We start from the raw sequence: 17117 nt of genomic DNA, 5'->3' as shown, positions 1-17117 counted from the left end.
GTGTCGCAACAGACAAAAACACTAATTGAACTGACCAGTCAGTTTGGTTTACGATTAGTTTGTGCTCATCGCCGATAACCTGGCCATTGCCGGTCGCCACTTGCCCCTGCTGGATCCCACCAGCCTTGCCGTCGCGCGCGGCGAACTTCTGCTGATCCAGGCCGATACCCAAACCACGCGCACCGCGCTGTCGCTGGGACTAAGCGCACGCATGCGCCCCAGCGAGGGAAGCGTCAGCTGGCTCGGGGATTCCTCACTCAAGGCGGTGCGCCGCATCAGCGCCATTGTCGACTCCCCGCAGATCAACGATCCGGAGGCACACATGAAGGTCCGCGACCTGGTGGCCGAGGACCTTTCGCTCATTCCGGGTTCCAGACGGCGACGACCCAAGACCAAAACGTGGATTCAAGAGCACCATCTGGAGCCCCTGGCCGATCAATACCTCGATGCCATCGAACCGCTTGATCGCCTCACCCTGATGACCGAGCTGGCCCTTGAAGATGCCCACGTTGAGCTGTTGGTCTTCGACACCCCGGACCGCCACGGGATTCCCGAGGATTTGTGGTGCTCCTACCTAGGATCGGTGTCCACCGGCGAACGAGCCCCGGCCATCATCGCCGTGGTGCAGCGCCTCCCCGAACAGTGGTCTGGCCCCACCGCCTACGACGGCGGCATTCAGGACAAGCTGGAGGTTCCCTTCGGCTCGATTGACGCGGATCTCCCCGCGGACGAGCCCACGGAGGAACCCGAAACCGTGGCAGCACCGGCACACCTCGCAGACCCCGAGCCAGCTCCAGCGGTCGGCGTTGATATCCCCGACGAAGCCGAATCCTCCCCGAAGCACCTCGAGGGCTCTACTCCAGCACATCTAGCAAGCATGGACATCCCGGAGGTCACCTCACCGGTCGATGCGATCGAGGACGCCCCGGTCGAAACCACCACACTTCCCACCGCAGCAAAGGACCTCTCATGACCACGTTGCGTCTGGCTCTGTCCGAACTCAAGCGCATGACCTCCGGTCGCCTGCCGAAGATCGCGATCGCCGCATTGACTCTGGTCCCGCTGCTCTACGGGGCGCTCTACCTTTATGCAAACTGGGACCCGTATTCCAATCTGCACAACGTCAAGGCCGCCATCGTGAACCTGGATCAGGGTTCCACCAAGGACGGCAAGGACCTCGCCGTAGGTGACGATGTCACCACCGAATTGATGGACGACGGCACCTTCGGTTGGAACCAGGTGTCCACCGAGGCCGAAGCCGAGGCGGGTGTTGCCTCCGGCGATTATGCCTTCGCGATGACCATCCCCGCAGATTTCTCCGCCAATCTCGCCTCCCCCGGCGACTTCGAGGCGGCCAAACAAGGCATCTTGAAACTCACCACCAACGATGCAAACAACTACATGGTGGGCACCTTCGCCGACAAGCTCGCCGGCCAGGTGCATAACACCGTGGCCGCCGAGGTTGGAACGCAGACCGCCGATGCCCTGCTCACCGGCTTCACCGAGATCCACACCTCAATGTCCAAGGCCGCAGATGGCGCCGGGAAACTACACACCGGCACCGTGAAGCTCTCCGACGGTGTCACCACGCTGGCCGATGGAGTGAACACGCTGGATGATGGAGCCGGCAAACTTGATGATGGGGCCGCGGATCTTTCCCAGGGTGCCAACTCCCTGCACGAAGGCACCTCCTCGCTGTTGGCCGGGCAAAAGAAGCTCGCCAGCGGTGCGAACTCGCTCGCCGCCGGCGCTGGCACGCTGGCCGATGGCACCAAGAAACTCAACGCCGGGCTGGCCGAGCTAAAGTCCAAAACCTCGGCCCTTCCCGCGAATACCCAACAGCTTAATGACGGTGCGCAGAAGGCCTCCGACGCGTCCGTCCGGCTCGCCGATGGTGCCGCCGAGGTGGCCGCCGGTAACAAGGCCCTGGATGACAAAGTCACGCAGGCAGCAGAAACCCTCACCGCCCTGGAAAAAGATGCCAATACCCGCATCGATTCGGCCACCGAGGCCCTGAACACCCGTCTGGATCAATTGGTCACCGAGGGGATCCTCACCAGCGAACAGGCCAAGACCCTGCGCACCGATGTCACGAACGCCGCAACATCCAGCGGTGTCAGCGAACAGGTGGCCGACACCAAAAAACAATTGACCACCGCCCAATCCCAGATCTCCGCTCTGGCCGACGGCTCGGCGAAGGTCGCGGCCGGTGCCAAACAACTTTCCGGAGGCCTCTCTACCCTGGCCGACGGAACCGAAACCCTGGCCGGGGCCATGCCCGCGCTCAAAACCGGCATCGCAGATGCCGGTGCGGGCGCTTCCGCCCTCAACACCGGAGCCCAGAAACTCTCCGACGGTGCCGAGACCCTGGCCGACGGTGAAGCAGACGCACTGGCGGGTACCAAGAAGCTGGACACCGGCGCCTCAACGCTGGCCGCCGGGACCTCGACCTTGCACGAGGGAACCGGCTCGCTGCTCGCCGGCGTGGGTGACCTCGGTGACGGGGTCGGTGAGCTCGGTGACGGGGCCACCGAACTGAGTGATGGTTCCTCCGAACTGTCCACCAAACTCACCGACGGCACCGACGAGGTACCCAACCCCAACGCGGCAGACCGCGATCAGGTTTCGACCATCATTGGTGATCCGGTAGCCGTCGATCGTACGGATCAGGCCAAGGCCTCGGTCTACGGCGAAGGACTGGCCCCGTTCTTCATGACCCTAGCCATCTTCATTGGTGCCTTCATGCTCATCCAGCTCATGCGTCCGATTACCGCACGCGCGCTGGCCTCCAACGCCTCCAACTGGAAAATCGCCATCGGCGGTTGGCTGCCCTTCTTCTTCATCTCGATCATTCAGGGGACCATCCTCTACCTGGTCGTGATCTTCGGCCTCGGGCTCAATACCGCCCACCCGTGGATGACCTGGGGACTCTTCCTGCTGGCGTCGATGGCGTTCACCGCCATCATCCAGGGCATCTGCGCCCTGGCCGGCACGCCGGGCAAGATGGTGGTCCTGGTGTTGATGGTGCTGCAGCTGGTTTCCTCCGGCGGAACCTTCCCCTGGGAAACCACCCCCAAGATCCTGCACATTGCCCATCAATGGCTGCCCATGGGACACGTTGTCACCGGCCTGCGGCACCTGATGTACGGAGCGGATCTCGCGGTGCTCGGCCCCGTGGTGGCCGGGCTCATCGGCTACACCGTGCTGGGCCTGCTGGCCAGCACCCTGGCGGTACGCTTGCATAAGACCTGGTCCCTGAAAACACTGCATCCGGAGCTGAGTGCATGAGTCAAAACGCCGAACCCCGCCCCAGGGTGCGTGCCACCGATTCGAAGCATCGTTTGTTCACCGCATCGATGGAACTGATCGGGGCGCGTGGGCACCACGCGGTGTCGGTTGATGAGATCGCCAAGGCCGCAGGGGTATCCAAGGGAACCGTGTATTACAACTTCGGTTCCAAGGCGGAGCTGATCGGTGAGCTGCTGAACTACGGTGTGGCGATCCTCTTTGAACGATTGGCACAGTGCGCCGAGGATCCTGATCCGCTGAACGGACTGCGGATGATGATCGCCGATGCGCTGGAGTTCATTGCCGAATACCCGTCCTTTGCCCAATTGTGGATTTCCGAGCAATGGCAGTCCGACAGCCAATGGGCTACCTCCTTGGCGAGCATGCGCCACGAGGTCATTACCTTAGTGGCCACCGCACTGAGAAAGATCGCCAGCAGTACTCCCGAGGCACCTCATAAAACCGCGGTCGATATTGACACACTTGCGACCGCGGTCTTTGGTGCGGCGCTGATCCTGGGCCGAGACCGCTTGGTTTTCCATCCCGAGCGCAGCATTGAATCCTGCGTCGGGGCGGTCATGGCCTTCACCGCGCCACTGCGCTAACGTTCGGGGGCTCCGGGCCCTAGGGCTGCTGCGCTGCATCCAGATCCCAGAGCCGAAACCCCGCGCACCATGGCTCATCCGAGGCGATAATGACCACGCCCGGGTAGTTCAGCAAGGTCTCCTCCAGCCACGCCTTGGCACGCGGTTCCAATTGAGCATCGATGCCATCAAGCAGCAGTAGCGCCGGGGAACCGAGCATCGCCCGCGCCGTCATCAGTCCCGCACGCTGGGTGCGGGTCAGCGGCATCCCTCCGCGACGCAGTGCGGTGGCTTCCCGCTGCTCGAGCGAATCGATCCTCACACCGAGTTCCCGCGCCAGATCCAACGCCCGGGAAAGATCGGTATCCGGGCGCCGGTACCGCAGGGCCCGGCCCAGGGTGCCGCGTTCTGGCACCATCGAGGCAAAGGCGGCACCGATCAGTCGGCGGCGCTTCTTTTCGCTCACGGCTCCGGGGATTTGTCCGGCCACCACATACCCCAGGCCGCGATTCTCGCGTTCTTCGCCCAGCTCCCCCAAAATCTGTCCCGCATTTGTGCGCGCGGTGGCCAACACCGCGAACAGTTCCGAGCGCAGGCGCGCATCTTTGCCACGCAGCAATATTTTCTCCCCCGGTGCTGCGCGTAGCTCCGGGATCCGGTGGCCGTTGATTTCGAGCCCGCGTAGCCACACCCCAGCAACGCGCGAGGCCTGGATCTGTGCCGCCGCCCGCGCAGCATTCTCCCGTAGGGCGGGGCCGGCGGTCAGCTCGCTTTCCTCCACCAGCAGCGGAGCAATAATCCGGGCCGCTGCCCGATAATTTTGCCGGTATTCCACGATCCGGCCCCATTCCCCCACCGGGGCCGCGCACAGTCCCAACAGCGTCAGTGCCGTGGCGATCTGCCCGGCATCTAGCGCCGCATGCCGGGAAACCAGCACCAGAATCGCGGTGGATGCCAGGGGTAGGGCCAGCGAACAGGCGCGCAACACACCCGCCATCCGGGCCCGGGACACCGCAGCATCGCGCACCTTGGTTCCGCTGCCAGCGATCCTGGAAAGTTCGCGGGACACACCACCTGCCGCCACCAGCGCGGAGCCAGCCGCGAGCGTGTCGGCCAAGCGGGCCGCTAGGTTGCCGCGGTGCCGGCGCAGGATCCGGGCCCGCTCGTAGGCGGGGCCAGCGAGAAGTCGCAGGACCACGCTCAGGAGCAGCACCGGAACTGCCAGCGCCAGCGCCAACAGTGGGTGCAACGCCCAGAGTCCGAGCATGGAGATCAGCACCAACGGGATGCCGGCCAGTAACGGCGCGATTCCTTGGGCCACCCAGTTGCGCACCGCGGCAAGATCATTGCTGGCCCGCGTCACGGTGATCCCCATCGAGGGTACCTTGGGTGCCAACAACGAATGCGAGATCAACAAGAGTCGCAGCTGGGCCACGTAGTCCTGGCCCAGCTTTTCGGCCACAACACGTTCCAGATACCTGCCATAGCCCCAGACCAGGATCATCACGGCGATGCCCACACTCAGCGGCACCATTGGTGCTCCACTGACCAATGAGCCCAGAAGTAGTGCAATGCCCACGCCCAGTCCCGCGCACAGAATGGCGATGGTCAACAGTGCGGCAAAGAGGCCACGACGCTTCCCGCGCAGGAGCTGGGGCAAGCGCGGCGTCGGCAGCGTTGCCGCTGGCCGTGTCTCCACCAGTTCCAGGGGCCGCGTCGTGGGACCCTCGGGCAGCTCGAGGTGGGAGATATTCCCGCTCACAGCGAGGCGGCGCGCACCGGCAGCAGTGCGGTGGCGACCTCTGGGCGGCACAGGGCGTAGGTATCAATGACCCGAACCTCCAACTGTGCGGCGGCCTCGGCGGTGGCCAGCGGGGAGGCGGTGAGTAGACCGGAAATTGCTGCCACCGGTACTCCAGCGTCCTGCAGCACATCCAGCCCGGCGCGGGCGCCGAGCGCGTCTTGGGCGGAGAACACCACGGTGTCCACGTAGGCGGCAAAGAGAGGATCGCGCAGCAGTCGGGAGGTCTCGCCCTGGTAGAGGCCATCGGCGATCTCGATGACCACCACGTCGGCGCCGGAGGCAGCCTGCTCGTTGATCATCGCGGCCAGTAGGTCACGGACCTGCTCGTAGCCGAGCTTGAAGGTGGTGGGGTAGCCAAAATCGGTGAAGTCGCAGACCGGGAAGGCGCCGGCGTCGATGAACAGGTTCGGGTCGTTGCCCGCGCCGGTTCCGGTGGCCTTACCCGCTGCAACATTGAGCCCGGCGTTGGATAGTCCGTTGACCAGGCAGCCCAGGGTGGTGGACTTGCCCGAGTTCATCGAGGTTCCCAGCACCGCGATGACCGGTGGGCGCACGGTGCCCTCGGCGCGCAGCGCGGCCAGCGATGGGGTGCCCACCTGCAGCGGGGCGAAGTCGCGCAGGTTGACCACGCCATCATTGGTGGCCAGCAGGCCGATCGGTTCGATGGCGGTGGCGGCGTCGATGGAGGTGTGCATTTGGGTCACGTAGCCGGCCAGACCGCCACCGGCGATCAGGTGGCAGGGTTCCAGCGAGTCGGGCACGTGGGCCAGGAACTGGTCCGGGGCGTAGCGGTTGCCGTAGGCGACCATGATTTCCTGGCCCACGAACATCAGCTGGCGGCGGGAGACCGGGGATTCGAGGCGGGTGTGCTTACCGATTTCGGCGACGCGGGCGATGACCACGTCTCCGGGCTGCGGGGTGATGGCCGCACCGGCGATGAGGTGGAAGTCCTCGGGGTGCTTGGAGAACTCGGTGGCCACAAAACGGGTGGTGTAGGCGGCACGGATTTTCAGGGCGCGTTCGGCGCCAATCAGTTCCTGTCGCACGTCTCCGGCGGCAGCGTTGGGTGTTGCGAAGATGTCGGTTTCAAGGCTGGTGCTGATGCTCATGGTGTTGTCCTTTGGGGGCCGGAATCTGGTTCCGCATCGGAAGCGGTTGCAGGAGTTGTTCCTGCGCTGTTCCAAGTCAAAGGCCTCAAAGTAAGCAATTGGTGAACGGTTCATGAGGACGTCCTCATAATCGGGACATCGTTCTCATCTTCGGTGCGCCATGGTGCCAAAAGACGTGGTCAGGGGTCAGCAAAACTCTCATGCAGATTTCCGCCACATCCCACGAAATCGGCCGTGTTTACTGCCCAGACGTCCCCGAACGTGCCGTGCACCAACAGAACCGCAGCCTTAGCGTGGGACCACGAAGTTGGTCACTTTCATATCGCGGCCGTCGATCTCCGCCCATGGTTTATCGGTTTGCAGTACGGTGAGGCCGAGGGTGGGATAGTCCATGGCCAGCTCGTAAACTGCCTCTTCATCCGACTCGACGGAGGCTAGGCGCATGGCGAGTTCCTGCAGCACCGGCTGGTGTCCAATGACCAGCAGCGTGGTCACCGTCTCTGGCGTTTCGTTGATGATGGCGCAAAGTGTGGTGCTCGAGGCCCCATAGATCCGTGAGTCCAGGTACGGTGTGGGAGCTTTTTCGCCCAGCTCGCTAATGATCCAAGCGCAGGTGGCCCGCGTCCGCAAGGCATCGGAGAGCACGATGTAGTCGGGCACCACCGCATTCTCGCGCAGCCATACACCGGCGGCCGGCGCTTCCCTATCGCCGCGTGCACCCAACGGTCGTTCGTGGTCACTGACTCCCAGCGGGTAGTCGCTCTTGGCGTGGCGCAGTAATACGAGTCGCTTCAAATGGTGTTCACTCATGCACCCAAGCTTAGGCGGGGCGCCGGGTTAAACGACGCCGGGACCGCATCGCGTGGATGCGGTCCCGGCGGGACATAAGAGGTGGCGACTAGATGGTGTATTCCGGGGCGGCCCAGACGACAACCTCGGGGTGCTCGTAGAAGCGGTAGCCCTGACCGCGCACGGTGCGTACGGTGTTGGCCAAACGGCCCAGCTTGGAGCGCAAACGACGGATGTGCACGTCGATGGTCCGCTCGTTGGGGACCTCTTCGGCATTGCGCCACAGGTTGGTAAGCAGCTCATCACGGCCCACGGTGCGGGTGCCGTTTTCCACGAGGTAGTTCAGCAGTTCGAATTCCTTGAACGTCAGGTTCAGGGTTTCGCCATCAAGGTGCACTTCGCGGCGCGAAAGGTCGATCAAGACGCCGGAAGGTCGCGGAGCTGCCGGTCGGGAATCAACACGGGGGCGGCGGTTGACCGTGGGGTCTCCCAAGGCCTGACGAACGACGTCGATGTTGTCACCCGTGGCGCTCGCCGGGGCCAGTGCCACTGCTGCGTGCGTCTGAGCCTCGGGAGAAAGCGTGGCCAGGAAGGCCCGGACCTGCGTGGCGAGTTTACCCAGCGAGGTGCCCTGTGCCTGAGCTACGGTCTCGTCCAGTCCCACGTAGAGCACAAATCCTCGTGCGGTGGTATCCCCGGTGACGGGCTGCGGGCCGGGGGTTCCGTTCGGAACTACCACCGGGGTCGGAGCTGTCATGGGTCGAGTTTCGGTCGCTGCTGGGACCGCATGGAGCTGGCGATATCCGGCCGGGGTGAACCCGCCGGGCGCGGTGGTGCGCTGCGCTGCTGCGGCGCGAGACTGCGCATTGCGGATTGAAACATGGACGTATCCGGAAGTTACCGACATGCTGCTCTACCTCTAACTCGTGTGAATGCCACGGAATGGCGCGAATGCTTAGGTGCTCCGGTTACCTCGCTGGTGCGAGGTTTGGGAGCGATGCGAGTGTCACTGAGCGCCGGAGGTTTCCGACACTCAGCTGAGCATTCGACAACAACACTGACGATGCGTCATCGCCATGCCTCCGGGGAGGCTCAAGGGTGCTGTTGCTGCGCTATTCACAATCATCAGTTTCCCCGTAATAAAGGGAACCCGCAAGTAACAAACTTAGGTTTTGTCCACAATGTGAGACTTGCAGCGCTTAACGTGTCGATCATCACATTGTACAGATCGGTGACGTGTCAGATACAAACAAAGCGGAATGACCTATAAATTCTTCCAGACCGCGCAATTTGTCCAATCCAATCGATTCACATCGTTCGGGTTGCCGCACCTACACCGGGGCCGCCCCGCAAGCAACGGGCCTACCAACAGTTGGTGGCGCAAACTCCGCTCTTGCGAAGACTCGAGGCTCTAAGCTGGGTGAAACACGGTCTCACAGCCCGTTCACAGCCGGGCCACAGGACCGCCCTACACCTCGGAGGGAAGGTTATTCCATGCCTGCTTCTCGTTTTTCCCCTACGCAACTACCGCGACTGACTCACCCGGACGGAACCGCCATCAAGGTGCTTGTCGTTGACGACGAACCCTCATTGGCCGAATTGGTTTCCATGGGTACCCGCATGCTCGGATGGGAAGCTACGGTTGCCCATGACGGGCCCTCCGCAGTGGAAGCCGCCCGCAAGTCCTCCCCAGACGTCCTCGTTTTGGACTGGATGCTGCCCGGCTTTGAAGGTCCCGAAGTATTGCGCAAGGTGCGTACGTTCCTGCCCGAGGTCCCGGTGCTCTTCCTGACCGCCAAAGACGCGGTGGAAGACCGGATTGAGGGACTGGGCATCGGCGCCGACGACTACGTAGCCAAGCCCTTCAGCCTCGAAGAGGTACTGCTGCGCCTGCACAAATTGGTCGAGCGCTCCGGCGCCACCGCTGCCGACAGCGCGGAACTTGTTGTCGGGGATCTGGTCCTGAATTCCGATTCCCACGATGTGACGCGTGCCGGAGTGAGCATCAATCTCACCGCTACCGAATTCGACCTGCTTTCCTACTTGATGGTTAATGCCCGCCGAGTCGTCTCTAAATCGCAGATCCTCGACAACGTCTGGCACTACGACTTCGGCGGCCAGGCCAACATTGTTGAGTTGTATATCTCCTACCTGCGTAAGAAGATCGAAGCCGACGCATCACCCATGATCCACACCGTTCGTGGCGCCGGATACATGCTCAAACCTGCCTCATGAGCACTTCAGCAACACCGAAACCCGAGGCATCTGAGCATGGTGAAATCCAGGATTTCTTCCCCGCTAGTTCAGCTACCCGAGACCGGACACCCATGACCCTGCAACGCCGGCTGCTCTTAGCCGTCGTCTGTTTGCTGGCGCTGGTCTGCACGGTCATCGGGTTGCTCATCAACGCCGGCATGCGCCAAACCTTATCTGCCCAACTTAATGAGCAGCTGGCTTACGCTTCCGAACGCGCCGCCACATACTCACTGAGCCAGTCAAAGGGCAACAGCGGAACTCCGCTCTTCGCCCCCGGCCAAGCTTCGGGAACCCTCAACGCCAAGATCGAATCCGGTCTGCTATTTTCCGGTGGTGTCTTGGACATGAAAACCGGGCAGCGGAACAACATAGTCGGAGACGACGCCCTCCCGCTGTCCACCTTGGTTGTTGACGCGCCACCTGCCAAACGAGAATTGAGCATTGGTGACTATTTGTTGGTCGCCAAATCAGATCCTAAGGGTTCCGGAACCCTGATCACCGGCCTGCCACTGGACCCCAATGCGCGCACTCTTGCCTCCCTCGGATGGATGACGGTATTTATCTCGTTCGCCGGGCTGATAGCCACCGGGTTGATCGGTTCAATGATCATTCGCCATTCGATGGCTCCCCTTCGACGTGTCTCCGCCGTGGCATCTTCGGTGGCCACGGCACAGCTCGAAACCGGTACGCTGGCCCTGGACGCACGGGTCGCCGAGGAAGATTCGATTCCCGGCACCGAATCCGGGGATGTGGGCAACGCGTTAAACGCATTGCTGGATAACGTTGCCACGGCCTTTGCCGCACGCGAAGAATCCGAGGCGCAAATGCGCCAGTTTGTTGCCGATGCTTCTCATGAACTGCGCACGCCGCTCTCGGCCATCCGGGGGTACACCGAGCTCATCAGTGCTACCGAGCATTTCTCCGACGATGGGCAGCGCTCGCTGATACGCGTGCTGGAACAGAGCGCCCGCATGAGTTCACTGGTGGAGAACCTCCTGCTGCTGGCCCGCTTGGATGAAAAGCACCAGGTGAAGAAGACCGATGTGGACCTCGGCAAACTAGCTGGCGACATCACGGAAGATTTCCGGATCACGGCGACCGATCACCATTGGCAAACACGACTCCCCGCCACTCCCCTCGTGGTGAGTGCGGATTCCTCCTCGCTCCGGCGGGTCATCACCAACCTGCTCGCCAACGCCCGCAAACATACCTCCGCCGGTAACACCGTCACGGTGAGCCTCAAACGGGACAACTCGACTCATCAAGCAGTGCTCCAGGTCCATGACACCGGGGAGGGCATTACCCAGGCCTTCTTACCCCAAGTGTTTAAGCGCTTCACCCGTGCGGACACTGCTCGTTCCGGAGCCGATGGCACCACCGGGCTGGGACTGCCGATCGCCAAGGCCATCGTTGAATCCCATGATGGAACCATCACAGTGTCTTCCACCCCGGGCAACACCGTTTTTGAGATCCGGTTGCCGCTTCCCGAACCGCAGAAACCCGCGGTCAATCCAGTCCTATCATCCGCATTAAAGAACCCAACAAAACGATCGAGCCAGCCCAAGGGCACCGCCCTCTAGGCGAGGCCGTAGCCTTCGGGCACACAAAAAGGCGTCGGGCCGGCAACAGAATCTTCGGTTCTGCTGCCGGCCCGACGCCTCTAAGCCACAGTGGCTCTGAGTTAGTGCGCTACGCCGTAGAGGCGGTCTCCGGCATCGCCCAGACCCGGAACGATGTAGGACTTCTCGTCCAGCTTCTCATCCAAGGAAGCCAGGACGAGGTGGACCTTGTCGTTATCGCCGTAGGCCTCTTCCAGACGGGCAAGGCCCTCGGGAGCGGCAATCAGGCAAATGCACGTGACATCTTCGGCCCCGCGGTCAAAGAGGAACTTGATCGATTCGATCAAGGTTCCGCCGGTGGCCAACATCGGATCCAGGACGAAGACCTGGCGTCCGGTCAGATCCGAGGGAAGACGCTCGGCATAGGTGATGATGTCCAGGGTTTCCTCGTTGCGGGCCATGCCCAGGAAACCAACTTCTGCGGTCGGCACCAGACGCGTCATGCCCTCAAGCATGCCCAAGCCGGCACGCAGGATCGGCACCACCAACGGGGTGGGCTTAGCGAAGGCAATACCGGTCGTGGTCGCGACCGGAGTCTCAACCTGAATCTTGACAGTCTTGACGTCGCGGGTGGCTTCGTACGCCAGCAAGGTCACCAACTCGTCGGTCAGCTGCCGGAAGACCGGCGAAGGGGTGTTCTTATCTCGGAGGACCGATACCTTATGGGCCACCAATGGGTGGTCGATTACCTGTACGCGCATGCTCCAAAATCTACCAGCCCACGGCCCCCTCTTCCCCGGTTTTTGTGCTCGGACATCGGGTGATTCCCGCCATTGTTTCGATTGTCGGACCGGCGAAGAACTGATTACCAACGCAGCCTAGGGCGAAAAATCAGCGAATGCGCGCACTCATGACTAGCAGCAGAATCCCCGCCGCAGCCATCAAGAAACTGGCCGCGAGCATCCACCTCGGTGTGGCCACCGCCGCGGCTCCGGACTTCGCCGCGGCCCGAAGCTGAACTTTTACCTTCACCACGCCAGTGCACCAGCTGCCAAACTACGCTTCCGCTCGCGGCCAAACTAAAGTTGGCACAGTGATTCCTCAACGAACCAGCCACAGTGAGCTGATGAACCTTGCCCTCGTCGAGGCCCGGGCGGCCCTTACGACCGGAGATGTTCCCATCGGCGCGGTGGTCATTGGCCCCGACGCCAAGGTGCTGGCCACCGGCCGGAACGAACGCGAGGCTCATGGAGACCCCACCGCCCACGCCGAGCTGGTGGCCATCCGCGCCGCTGCCCGGGCACTGCGTGAGGCAGGGGGTGATGACGGTTGGCGTCTGGAAGACTGCACTCTAGTGGTCACCTTGGAACCTTGCGCCATGTGCGCCGGAGCCATTGTCCTTTCGCGTATCCCCCGGGTTGTGTTCGGCGCCTGGGATGAGAAGGCGGGCGCCGTCGGCTCGGTGTTCGATATCCTGCGCGAGCCTCGTCTCAACCACTGGGTCGAGGTTTATCCGGGTGTCCGCGAGGAAGAGTGCGGACGCTTGCTCACCGATTTCTTCCGCGCACGGCGCCAAGATTAATAGCCTCGTGGCCTAGGCGAGCCGCCGCGCATCCAGCTTGGCAATGTCCTTAGCTCGCGATGTGGGCGAATCCAGGCTGAACGAGCGAAAGTCTGCCAAATCTTCGGTGATCCACTGTTCGACCTGACCGATTCGTTCACGTACCGCAGGACTCGCGGGGTCAAACGTCCACCAGGCAATACGGGAATTCTCCGGATCGTACTGCCACAATCCAATGATCCGACCTCGATCGAGGATCGGATGATCAGATAAGTCTGCGGCGAGCGCGGAGCCACTCATGCCGGCCACCGCGATTTTGCCCGCTTCATCAAAGAGATCAGCGGAATTACGGCGCAATAGCACCAAAGAATCCGAACCCGACAGCAGCTGGATATCCTCGGCCGACGGCGCCTCGAAAGCTGTCAATGCCTTCACGTCGGCTGGTCGCAGCCACAACTGGTCGCCAGCCGCTGTATCGATTTCTACGGCACCCACCGCAGCAAGTGCAGCCTTGGTCTGAGCCACCGTGAAGGCGGTGAACCACCGGATCTGACCTAGGGTTGCCCCGCCGGTCCACCTGAGGAACCGCTCGAGCATTCTGGCCCGCACCACGTCGTCGGATTCCCCGGTACCTTCCAGTTCCCAGGCCACGTAGGAATAGCGTTGTTGGTCCAGTCGCCCATTTACCGGCACGCGGCGTATTCGCCCGTCGGCCTGTAACAGTCCAAGGGCTGCCGGCAGCGTGGTGCTGGCACCCTTTTTCTTGCCTTCGTCACCCAGGTTGCGGACCTTGTCGCCCAGGATTTTTTTCAGTCCTCGCGGGTCCATGGCCTCGGCATCGGTACCTCGTATGCCGCGTAGGACTTGTAATACCTCTTGGGATAGGCTCTCGATTTCCGAGCGCTCCACACCCAGTCGCATCAGGACTTTCACGGCTGCCTCGGCCGAGGAATGCCCGATTTGCAGCCCCCAGGCGTAGCCGGAGGCGGGCAGGACGTAGGTGCAACCCCGTGCGGTGGGTAGCTCGTGGATTTCTTGCTCGGCGAGCGCGGCATCGGCCTCGGCTCGTCCGATGCCGGCCCGGGCAAATAACGTGAGGTAGGCGTTTGCACCACCGACCGACCGCGCCCAACCCACAGTGTCTAGGACGGCGGGGGCCGTGAGGCCAGCCATCCGCCCGTCCAGCCCCTGCCGGTGCCACGACCAGGCGCGCAGTAGCTCCGCGGTCAGTTTGTCCGGTTCGATTCGGGCGACAACGTGTGAGGTGCTCATGGGTACATTCTGCCCCGAGGGACCACTCGTTTTTGTTGTGGGCCATTTACCCGGTAGAGTGTTCTGGTCTGGTGACGTGTCCGAGCGGCCGAAGGTGCAACACTCGAAATGTTGTGTACGGTAACCCCGTACCGAGGGTTCAAATCCCTCCGTCACCGCCAGTATGAAGGGTTTGGATTCCGCAAGGAATCCAAACCCTTCAGTCGTTAACACGACGTGGTGTGCCGTTGGGCTTATAGGACACAAGGGTGTCTGGGCCTATTTGTAGTATGGATGAAGAACTCAACGGCAACGTGGTCATCCGCGAAAGCCCACTCACCGAACCGTTCGACTCGAGCAGTCCTTCTGGCCGCGCTGACGGTTGGGAAGTAGGCCCATCGCGGACACACTTTCTGACCTATATGCAGGGAGCTGACCTGATGGAATTTTGGTCCACCCGGAGACTATCCGCGTACAAACCAACGGGTCTGAGCCGTGGTGGGAACCGTCCCGCCTGAATCGCCCACTGGGCTCTGGCCGATCGCTACGGGTTCCTCCGCATCAAGGATGCGCAGGAACCATTCACCGCCGGCACCGTTAGGCTTTCCCAATGGAACCGTTAAGTCAGCCCATCGTGCAGGCCGTGGCGTATCGTTTACGGCCATTCAAGGCAGAGGATGCCGAGCTAATTCGAGACGCTTCGACCGATCCGCTGATTCCCCTGATTACGACAGTTCCTGCCACCGGTACGGACGACCAAATACGTGAATTCATTGATCGTCAGCATCATCGACTTGTGGATCGATCCGGATACTCCTTCGCCATCTCCGATGCAGGCTCTGATCAAGCAGTGGGCCAGATCGGATTGTGGCTGAAAAATGCCGATCAAGGCCGTGCCAGCATCGGCTACTGGATTGGTCCTCGTCATCGAAACAAGAGAATTGTTTCTACTGCCCTAGACGCCATCTCGCGGTGGGGTCTTTGCCGGCCCGAAATACACCGGCTGGAACTTTACGTTGAGCCTTGGAATGAAGGATCTTGGCGAGCTGCGGAACGCTGCGGCTACACACGCGAAGGGTTACTCCGTAGCTGGCAGGAAGTCGGTGGGCAGCGGAAGGATATGTATATGTATTCCCGCATCGAATGATCCGCATAGGGGTTGGGGAGAGAAGCTTTCGTTGAGGTCAGACACCGATATTCACTCGCCGAGCAAGTCTCCTAGCGCACGAGGACGACCGGCTAGGGTTGAGTTTAACTAACCGATAAAGGACTTCGTTAATGGATCTGATGATCTCGTGGGGTGTATCCATTGGACTTGCGGCGGTGATTATCTACTCCCATGGAAAAGAGAAGCCGACTCGCGATGAACCGGCCCACCGCAGAGGAAGGCCACTGCCTCGCAACCGTGTGGCGAGAAGGCTCGCGTTGTATACGTTTACGGACTGGATGCTACTCATCAGCGCGGTCATATTCCTCACGTCGGCCATCTCGGGAACCGCCGAGCTCTTACTCTGATCCGCGCCAGCCTACGCCCGAGGCCGAGGCGTTAGTGGACGACGATTTTGGGAACAAGAGGACCCCCAAAAACGGAAAATCCTATAACCGCAACCACCCGATGGTGCGCCGGTTCTTCACCAACACAAAGTGGTGCATGATGATCACCACCGCGGCCCAACATCCACCGATCAGTAACCCACCGCCGACATCGGTCAGCCAATGGTGCCCCAGATAGATCCGGCTCCATCCCACGCCCACTGCGAGGCACCCCAAGCTAGACAGCGCCACAATTCTGGCCCATTGGCTTTGCAGAATGAGGAAAGCCAGATACCCGATGACTCCTAAGATCGCCACGGAGTTCAGCGTGTGCCCGCTCGGGAACGAATAGGAGGCGGGTATCGGCAATAGTGCGTCATCCAGTGGGGGTCGCGCCCTACCCCAAACATTTTTCAGCACCACCGTCAGCGATACCGAACCGGCCGCTGTCAGGGCAATGAGCGCACCGGGCCACAGGCTGTGGCTGCGCAAGAAGAAAAGGCCAATAACGCACAGCGACAGTATGGTCATGCCCAAGGTGTCGCCCACGGAACTAAACACCCACGCCACCGTCGTTGCGAAAGGCGTCCGGTGGGATTCCATCCACTCGAGCAATGGAATGTCCCACTCATGGGGCACTCCCCCGGCGGCAACCGAAACCCACAGCCTCCGTGCCACGGCAAAAAGGCCCAAAACTATGGCCAGACAAAAAACTAGGATGGAGCCGGCCCGTTGGCCGTTCTTTGTGGGACGGCGCGGTGAACTCATGCTAGAAAGCCTAGTGCCCGCGTCTGGGGAAGCACTGATACTCGATCCACACCGACATCTAGGCTGACCCCGATGCAGGCCTCGCAGCATGAGATACGGGAAGATGGGTACATGACAATTCGCGTGCTGGCCGTCGGCAAAAAACATGAATCTTGGGTCGATGAGGGAATCGAACGCTACGAAAAGCGCATGAAAAAGCCTTTCGACATCAAGTGGCAGCTGCTGTCGCACTCGTCGAGAGAGGGCGATTCGGCACGCACCGAGGAATCAGAACGAATTCTGGCCAAGGTTGATACACGCGACTTTTTGGTGCTGTTGGATGAGCGTGGAAAGAACATTGACTCCCCCGCGCTGGCCAAGACTCTGCAGCGTCCCTTAGACACCTCACGCAACATCACCGTGGTGATCGGCGGTGCTTACGGCGTAGATGACACCGTCCATGCCCGCGCCGATTTTGTGTGGAGCCTGTCCAAGCTGGTCTTCCCCCATCAATTGGTGCGCCTGATCCTTACAGAGCAGCTGTACCGCGCGCAGGAAATTGCCGGAGGCGGCAAGTACCACCACGTTTAGTTCGACGCGCAAATCTCTTTTCCCCAATTGACGCGGTCACCGTTT

15 protein-coding genes and 1 tRNA gene are annotated in these 17117 nt (G+C 61.5%); 9 read left to right on the top strand and 7 right to left on the bottom strand.

Annotation, left to right across the window (positions count from 1 at the left end; all coding sequences use genetic code 11):
• Positions 1-61: 61 nt before the first annotated feature.
• The 3 genes from KUF55_RS01855 to KUF55_RS01845 are packed head-to-tail and all read left to right on the top strand — an operon-like array spanning position 62 to position 3893.
• Positions 62-973: an ABC transporter ATP-binding protein gene (locus KUF55_RS01855; RefSeq protein ID WP_218817823.1), complete on the top strand. Its 912-nt coding sequence runs from the start codon at positions 62-64 to the stop codon at positions 971-973.
• Positions 970-3288, top strand: coding sequence for a YhgE/Pip family protein (locus KUF55_RS01850; RefSeq protein ID WP_218817822.1), 2319 nt, complete (start codon positions 970-972; stop codon positions 3286-3288). The genes KUF55_RS01855 and KUF55_RS01850 overlap by 4 nt, the downstream gene beginning before the upstream one ends.
• A complete protein-coding gene (locus KUF55_RS01845; RefSeq protein ID WP_218817821.1) occupies positions 3285-3893 on the top strand; it encodes a TetR/AcrR family transcriptional regulator in 609 nt (202 codons plus the stop codon). Before KUF55_RS01850 ends, KUF55_RS01845 begins: the two co-directional genes overlap by 4 nt.
• A gap of 19 nt (positions 3894-3912) precedes the next feature.
• On the opposite strand, the gene KUF55_RS01840 is transcribed toward KUF55_RS01845, so the two are convergent.
• The 4 genes from KUF55_RS01840 to KUF55_RS01825 all read right to left on the bottom strand — a co-directional run bounded on the left by KUF55_RS01840 (position 3913) and on the right by KUF55_RS01825 (position 8481).
• A complete protein-coding gene (locus tag KUF55_RS01840) occupies positions 3913-5634 on the bottom strand; it encodes an ABC transporter ATP-binding protein (protein WP_218817820.1) in 1722 nt (573 codons plus the stop codon).
• Positions 5631-6785 carry a DUF1611 domain-containing protein gene (locus KUF55_RS01835; RefSeq protein ID WP_218817819.1) on the bottom strand — a complete coding sequence of 385 codons (1155 nt, stop codon included), beginning with the start codon at positions 6783-6785 and terminating at the stop codon, positions 5631-5633. The genes KUF55_RS01840 and KUF55_RS01835 overlap by 4 nt, the downstream gene beginning before the upstream one ends.
• A gap of 288 nt (positions 6786-7073) precedes the next feature.
• Positions 7074-7595 carry a histidine phosphatase family protein gene (locus KUF55_RS01830; RefSeq protein WP_218817818.1) on the bottom strand — a complete coding sequence of 174 codons (522 nt, stop codon included), beginning with the start codon at positions 7593-7595 and terminating at the stop codon, positions 7074-7076.
• Positions 7596-7683: 88 nt separating this feature from the next.
• Positions 7684-8481, bottom strand: a complete 798-nt coding sequence (locus KUF55_RS01825; RefSeq protein WP_132364550.1) for a winged helix-turn-helix domain-containing protein — start codon at positions 8479-8481, stop codon at positions 7684-7686.
• Positions 8482-9068: 587 nt separating this feature from the next.
• On the opposite strand from KUF55_RS01825, the gene KUF55_RS01820 reads away from it, so the two are divergent.
• Positions 9069-9809 carry a response regulator transcription factor gene (locus tag KUF55_RS01820; RefSeq protein ID WP_132364548.1) on the top strand — a complete coding sequence of 247 codons (741 nt, stop codon included), beginning with the start codon at positions 9069-9071 and terminating at the stop codon, positions 9807-9809.
• Complete coding sequence (locus tag KUF55_RS01815) at positions 9806-11410, top strand: cell wall metabolism sensor histidine kinase WalK (protein WP_218817817.1); 1605 nt, start codon at positions 9806-9808, stop codon at positions 11408-11410. The genes KUF55_RS01820 and KUF55_RS01815 overlap by 4 nt, the downstream gene beginning before the upstream one ends.
• A 101-nt stretch (positions 11411-11511) precedes the next feature.
• On the opposite strand, the gene upp is transcribed toward KUF55_RS01815, so the two are convergent.
• Complete coding sequence (gene upp, locus KUF55_RS01810) at positions 11512-12150, bottom strand: uracil phosphoribosyltransferase (protein ID WP_132364544.1); 639 nt, start codon at positions 12148-12150, stop codon at positions 11512-11514.
• A gap of 365 nt (positions 12151-12515) precedes the next feature.
• On the opposite strand from upp, the gene tadA reads away from it, so the two are divergent.
• Positions 12516-12971 carry a tRNA adenosine(34) deaminase TadA gene (tadA, locus tag KUF55_RS01805; protein ID WP_218818671.1) on the top strand — a complete coding sequence of 152 codons (456 nt, stop codon included), beginning with the start codon at positions 12516-12518 and terminating at the stop codon, positions 12969-12971.
• A 12-nt stretch (positions 12972-12983) separates the two neighbouring features.
• On the opposite strand, the gene KUF55_RS01800 is transcribed toward tadA, so the two are convergent.
• Entirely contained in the window at positions 12984-14222 is a 1239-nt protein-coding gene (locus KUF55_RS01800) for a DNA glycosylase AlkZ-like family protein (protein WP_218817816.1), read from the bottom strand.
• Positions 14223-14292: 70 nt separating this feature from the next.
• Between KUF55_RS01800 and KUF55_RS01795 the strand changes: the two genes are divergently transcribed.
• Positions 14293-14383: transfer RNA gene (locus KUF55_RS01795), tRNA-Ser, on the top strand.
• A 428-nt stretch (positions 14384-14811) separates the two neighbouring features.
• Positions 14812-15348, top strand: coding sequence for a GNAT family N-acetyltransferase (locus KUF55_RS01790; protein WP_218817815.1), 537 nt, complete (start codon positions 14812-14814; stop codon positions 15346-15348).
• 449 nt (positions 15349-15797) lie between these two features.
• Here the strand turns inward: KUF55_RS01790 and KUF55_RS01785 are convergent, their stop codons facing one another.
• Complete coding sequence (locus KUF55_RS01785; protein ID WP_218817814.1) at positions 15798-16502, bottom strand: phosphatase PAP2 family protein; 705 nt, start codon at positions 16500-16502, stop codon at positions 15798-15800.
• A 111-nt stretch (positions 16503-16613) separates the two neighbouring features.
• Between KUF55_RS01785 and KUF55_RS01780 the strand changes: the two genes are divergently transcribed.
• Positions 16614-17072, top strand: coding sequence for a 23S rRNA (pseudouridine(1915)-N(3))-methyltransferase RlmH (locus KUF55_RS01780; RefSeq protein WP_210149969.1), 459 nt, complete (start codon positions 16614-16616; stop codon positions 17070-17072).
• The last annotated feature ends 45 nt before the right edge of the window (positions 17073-17117 follow it).

It is taken from the genome of Paeniglutamicibacter sp. Y32M11 (assembly GCF_019285735.1).
Lineage (GTDB): Bacteria > Actinomycetota > Actinomycetes > Actinomycetales > Micrococcaceae > Paeniglutamicibacter.
The sequence above is the reverse complement of the archived record's forward strand: the minus strand, read 5'-3'. Positions and strand labels throughout refer to the sequence as shown.

Bases quoted from the DNA above. Each gene is read 5' to 3' on its own strand.
- KUF55_RS01845 (WP_218817821.1), top strand. From the start codon at position 3,285: ATGAGTCAAAACGCCGAACCCCGCCCCAGGGTGCGTGCCACCGATTCG.
- KUF55_RS01800 (WP_218817816.1), bottom strand. From the start codon at position 14,222: ATGAGCACCTCACACGTTGTCGCCCGAATCGAACCGGACAAACTGACC.
- KUF55_RS01850 (WP_218817822.1), top strand. From the start codon at position 970: ATGACCACGTTGCGTCTGGCTCTGTCCGAACTCAAGCGCATGACCTCC.
- KUF55_RS01815 (WP_218817817.1), top strand. From the start codon at position 9,806: ATGAGCACTTCAGCAACACCGAAACCCGAGGCATCTGAGCATGGTGAA.
- tadA (WP_218818671.1), top strand. From the start codon at position 12,516: ATGAACCTTGCCCTCGTCGAGGCCCGGGCGGCCCTTACGACCGGAGAT.
- KUF55_RS01790 (WP_218817815.1), top strand. From the start codon at position 14,812: ATGGAACCGTTAAGTCAGCCCATCGTGCAGGCCGTGGCGTATCGTTTA.
- KUF55_RS01780 (WP_210149969.1), top strand. From the start codon at position 16,614: ATGACAATTCGCGTGCTGGCCGTCGGCAAAAAACATGAATCTTGGGTC.
- KUF55_RS01835 (WP_218817819.1), bottom strand. From the start codon at position 6,785: ATGAGCATCAGCACCAGCCTTGAAACCGACATCTTCGCAACACCCAAC.
- KUF55_RS01830 (WP_218817818.1), bottom strand. From the start codon at position 7,595: ATGAGTGAACACCATTTGAAGCGACTCGTATTACTGCGCCACGCCAAG.
- KUF55_RS01820 (WP_132364548.1), top strand. From the start codon at position 9,069: ATGCCTGCTTCTCGTTTTTCCCCTACGCAACTACCGCGACTGACTCAC.
- KUF55_RS01785 (WP_218817814.1), bottom strand. From the start codon at position 16,502: ATGAGTTCACCGCGCCGTCCCACAAAGAACGGCCAACGGGCCGGCTCC.
- upp (WP_132364544.1), bottom strand. From the start codon at position 12,150: ATGCGCGTACAGGTAATCGACCACCCATTGGTGGCCCATAAGGTATCG.
- KUF55_RS01825 (WP_132364550.1), bottom strand. From the start codon at position 8,481: ATGTCGGTAACTTCCGGATACGTCCATGTTTCAATCCGCAATGCGCAG.